Genomic DNA, 4,427 nt, shown 5'->3' with positions numbered 1-4,427 from the left:
TAAGTTTTGGTTTTATAATTACAGCCAACTAATAAATAAACGAATTTATTCGATCAAATTTTATGATCTTGGTTAGGGTTTAAGCAGGCGTTATTTTATTTAAATAGGTTTTGGTTAATTTGTTTTCTTTTCAAAATAGTTTTTTTGAGTAGTTCTACAAGGAATTTGGTTTTTGTTTGGGCTTTTTTTACTGAATTTTCAGTTTGTTATATTGTCATTCCGGCATGTTGATCCACCATACAGTATGTTGAGTCATCGTTCCGGCATGTTGACCCAGCATTCTGGCATGTTGACCCACCATTTCTTCACATTGACCAATCATTCCGGCATGTTGACCCAGCGTTCCGGCATGTTGACCCACCATTTCTCCACATTGACCCGTCATTCCGGCATGTTGACCCACCTTTACCTGTTGATCAGCAGATTTCTATGCACGATATTCCTTCTTTTTTAGGGGTCGAGGTGATGGTGGTTATCGCTATTTTTCTAGGCCAGGTATCGGAACTTCTATTTTCTTTTTAAGAGCTCTGAGTTCATTACTTTAAGAATGAAGTATGGATTCTTTTGATTTGTTCGTTTTATGAGTACTAAAAAGGGTTGATTAAAGACCATTTTCTTTGGTGTTTGGATGATTGTTTCAGTACCAACGGAGTCCACAGCCATAACTGCTTCACTTTCTACTACGGCACCATTTTCATTAAAAATGAACCCTGTCCTTTGGTAAGCCTTCTCTATGAAATGGTTTTTATTGTTTGTTGTTTTAAATGTTTGGCCTTCTATTTTCTTGTAGTTGGTCTCTATATTGAATTGAATGATTGGTATCGAAAAAACATCTTCTGGGTTTAATTTGTATTTCCATTCATTTTTTTGGACAGCTTGTTCTTTTTTTCCTTGTGCAATCCAATCATTGGTGAATTCAACGGCCTCTTTTAGAGTTTGATACTTTTCAAGACCTTTGATTAGTATGATTTCGTGCTGATTATCCTTCGGTTTCAGTTTTAGAATGTAATGATCATCGTCTTTGTAGTACAAAATCTCTGTGAATTGCACAATCTCTTCATCATAATAGTACATTCCAACAGCAGATACTTTAGTCGAGTCTAATTCTATGGGGTCATCTAAAATCTGAAGCTTCTTTTCAAATGGAAGAGTTTTGTTGAAAAATGCTTTAGCAATTATGCCATCCCCAATTATTTCTGCCTCAGCCGAATATTCATCCTCAGTTAATGAGCCTTTGTGAGATTTGGACTCATTTAGCAGTCTGAAATCCAATGTGTTCTTTTCCGTTATGACGACGGGTGACTTCAACTCTTCTTTGATTTTTTCCCAAGCAAATAAGAATGCTGGTGCATATATGGTATTCTTTGTTTCCGATATTGGATTTTCTATGGTGGCTACAAATTCTGTTTTCGATAGTTGCTCTAATCGGGTTACTGTTGGCAACTCACTCCAAATACTGGCTGTTTTTTTGTTGTTGAATTCGCATGAATATATAAGTAAAATTGATATCCATACTGTTATTGTCAATTTCCTCTTTTTTGTTATCATTTCTTTTGATTGATGTACTGATCATTTTATAGGCCTTTTTTGAACTGTTGTGGTTTAAAAAGGTTTATTTAGTTTCAGGTTGAACTGAACAAGATTAACGGTGGTTCTACCGATTTACTAATCAATTAATCCCACCAAAAGTAAAGACGTTTGGTTTTTTTCATTTCTACGGCCAATTCATCAACTGATCCTATGCCTTGGTCAACGATATCCGGACAAATCTCATAAATTTCGTTTGCCAGTTTTTTCCAATTTTTGGATTCCTTTTTGATGACGAATTCACACCAATCGCGTCCAGCTCCTATGAGCTCAAGTTCTATTTGTTGATGGAAAGTTTTGATGATCGACAGTAAACTATCGTTTGTAATTTCATAATTGAATCCGTTTGTTCCTACCTGTTTCAGTACTTGGAATTGGTCCGTCGTTTTTTATCAATTGATCAACATTCAGTCACTTTTCCATTTCTTGGATCAATAATTGCTCAATTTTTTCACCGCTGCTTGGTGCAGGAGCATTAAAGTCAACGATATTTCCTTTTTTATCAATAACGATAAATTTTGGAATGGTGTTCGCCACATAAGATCGCCATACCGCATCGTTTTCATCAATCAATTGTATCCACTCTGGACTGTCTTCTTGAAGTGCTTTCTTCCACTCTTCATGACCATCTCGAACAGCTATACTGATGATGACAATCTGTTTATTGGCTTTAAATTTTTGATGCAATTTTTGTAGATATGGGGTTTCTTTTCTGCATGGGGCACACCAACTTGCCCATAAATCGATATAGATAACTTTTCCTTTAAAATCGCCTAGACTCACTATTTCCCCTACATTATTTTTGATGGTAAATTTAGGGGCTGGCTTTCCAACCTGTGTACGAAGCAATTCATTTTCTTTTTCTATAATCTTATTTTCCAAAGAATTTTTGTAAAAGTTACTTTCTAGGGTTGATATATACGGATCAAACTGTTCTTTCAACTCATTGAGTTTACTGAATGTTTTACAAAATTCAATGGAAGATTCCATTAGAATATTTAAACTGTATTCCTTTACTTTTCCTTTATAGGTAGTGCTGATTTTTTTTAGAGCGTAATCTTTTTGGTTTTTAATTGCAGAATCTTTTTTGTAATCAAGATTGGTCAAATAGGCGAGCCACTCATTGGTGATAAATCCATTTCTATAGCTGTTTGAAAGTAAATATTCCTCCTTGTAAAGATTATCTAATATTTGATGATCAAAATTATTTCGGACAAAGGAGATGGAGCTATCGTAGCTGTAATTATAAATATTGACATGTGTCACCAACATATAGAGATTGCTGAACTTATTGTCTAAATTAACCATTTCACCAAAATACTTTAGGTATTTATCACTTTTTGGTTTTTTATCAAAAACTACAGCACGAACCGAATCTATAATTTTTTGTTGAATTGCAATGAAGTCCAAAAGGGAGTCTGGAGGCAATTCGAACCAGCTTTTTGTTCCTCTTCGAGCCAATAGTATGGAATCTAGTAATATACGGTATTGATTGCTTTCCGAGCCAATACCTGAAATGATTTTACTTTGATAAAGAGAACGGAAATCCTTTCCATTTCCTGTTATCGTTAAATTATAACCAGGAGCAACAAAGATGTCATTGATTTGAATGTTGTTTTGTTGAATGCTGGTCTGTTGGGGTCTTGTTAATTTGTAGGTCTTTAAATAGAATCTTCCTGACTCATCAAGATGAAGCGTATCGATTAAAATTTGACCGTTGTCGTTTTTGAAAAATATTTTTAGGTACTTTTCTGGACAATTGCTGATTTGACCTTGAATGATGAATGGGATTTTGTTAGTCCTGTTTTGTCCGGAAAGAAGGGAATTGGATATGAAGAGCACGAATAGACCGATAATGTATTTCATATAGAATTTTGTTTTTTCAGTAGTATTCTACTCTGTTTTTATTTTATAAATTCTGAAGGATTTTCAAAGCATGTTGTAATATAGTCAAGGATTTTGGTTTATTTCTGTTTGGTATTGTTTTAAAAGTAGTTTTTTTACAGCTTTCCTGCGGACTGAATTTTGAACTTATTTGATGGTGTGATTTCTAGTCGGAGCTGTGAGTGTTGCAATAGTGTGTCATTTTAAAGTTTATTAACTTTAAAATAGACATATATGGATATAACAGAAAAAAATCATTTGACTTTGAAGCATTCAAAAAGCATGCAGCCACTCGGATCAAGAAAGCTGACACGCTGCTGGGTAAGGACGGGGTTTTTACCCCACTTCTGAAGCAGTTTTTGGAAGAGGCTATGAATGGCGAACTGGAAGCGCAAATTGACGGACTGTCGGAGTGGAACTTGGATCAGCTGGCTGTAAACTGGGAAAAACGCTACCCCAAAGTCATTGAATCATGGCGTAAAAACTGGCCCCGTTTGAGCAACCACTTCCAGTCAAATTTTTGTACCAGCGGTTACACCCATCAAGGGCATCAAAAAAAATATGATTTACCAATGAGTGCAGAAATCAAAACTGACAGAGTTTATGTAAAACAACCGTTTCCACCCGCAATAGCCAAATCGCTGTTGTGTGTAGCCTTTTTATTCATTTAGTTGGCTTAATAGTGTATCAATGTCTGGCTTGACAAGAGGAAGGATTTTTTGTCCAAGCAAAAATAACTCCGTTGTAATGTTATCGGGAATATTGTCTGTCGCTGAATAATTGTTTGAAGAATTTGTTATGGCTGCTTCAATGTAAACTGGATGTTTTCTGTTATCAAAACCGCCATTTACAATTGTGTTTAAATAATCTTTCCAATTTTCAATGGAATTTTCGGGTTTCTGATTTCTAAAATGATAATATAACCAAACTTCAAAAGACGGATTACTTTGTCCGAC

At 35.0% G+C, this 4,427-nt stretch carries 4 protein-coding genes and 1 pseudogene; 1 reads left to right on the top strand and 4 read right to left on the bottom strand.

From position 1 onward, the window contains the following. Positions 1 to 507: 507 nt before the first annotated feature. The 3 genes and pseudogenes from ACWATR_RS38680 to ACWATR_RS38670 all read right to left on the bottom strand — a co-directional run bounded on the left by ACWATR_RS38680 (position 508) and on the right by ACWATR_RS38670 (position 3,453). Entirely contained in the window at positions 508 to 1,548 is a 1,041-nt protein-coding gene (locus ACWATR_RS38680) for a serpin family protein (RefSeq protein WP_460345293.1), read from the bottom strand. Positions 1,549 to 1,673: 125 nt separating this feature from the next. Further along, positions 1,674 to 1,964 (bottom strand): annotated as a pseudogene (locus ACWATR_RS38675) (DUF4253 domain-containing protein); the annotation flags it as partial. A 34-nt stretch (positions 1,965 to 1,998) separates the two neighbouring features. After that, positions 1,999 to 3,453 carry a TlpA family protein disulfide reductase gene (locus ACWATR_RS38670; protein WP_460345290.1) on the bottom strand — a complete coding sequence of 485 codons (1,455 nt, stop codon included), beginning with the start codon at positions 3,451 to 3,453 and terminating at the stop codon, positions 1,999 to 2,001. A 389-nt stretch (positions 3,454 to 3,842) separates the two neighbouring features. On the opposite strand from ACWATR_RS38670, the gene ACWATR_RS38665 reads away from it, so the two are divergent. After that, a complete protein-coding gene (locus ACWATR_RS38665) occupies positions 3,843 to 4,142 on the top strand; it encodes a hypothetical protein (protein WP_460345287.1) in 300 nt (99 codons plus the stop codon). Here the strand turns inward: ACWATR_RS38665 and ACWATR_RS38660 are convergent. Next, a partial coding sequence (locus ACWATR_RS38660) for an RloB domain-containing protein (RefSeq protein ID WP_460345284.1) occupies positions 4,131 to 4,427 on the bottom strand: 297 nt, incomplete at its 5' end. The genes ACWATR_RS38665 and ACWATR_RS38660 overlap by 12 nt on opposite strands.

Source organism: Nostoc sp. UIC 10890 (assembly GCF_054786515.1).
This window is presented reverse-complemented; position numbering and strand designations above follow the sequence as displayed.

What these genes read in the sequence shown, in the direction of transcription:
- ACWATR_RS38670 (WP_460345290.1), bottom strand. Translation starts at nt 3,453, where the DNA reads ATGAAATACATTATCGGTCTATTCGTGCTCTTCATATCCAATTCCCTT.
- ACWATR_RS38665 (WP_460345287.1), top strand. Translation starts at nt 3,843, where the DNA reads ATGAATGGCGAACTGGAAGCGCAAATTGACGGACTGTCGGAGTGGAAC.
- ACWATR_RS38680 (WP_460345293.1), bottom strand. Translation starts at nt 1,548, where the DNA reads ATGATAACAAAAAAGAGGAAATTGACAATAACAGTATGGATATCAATT.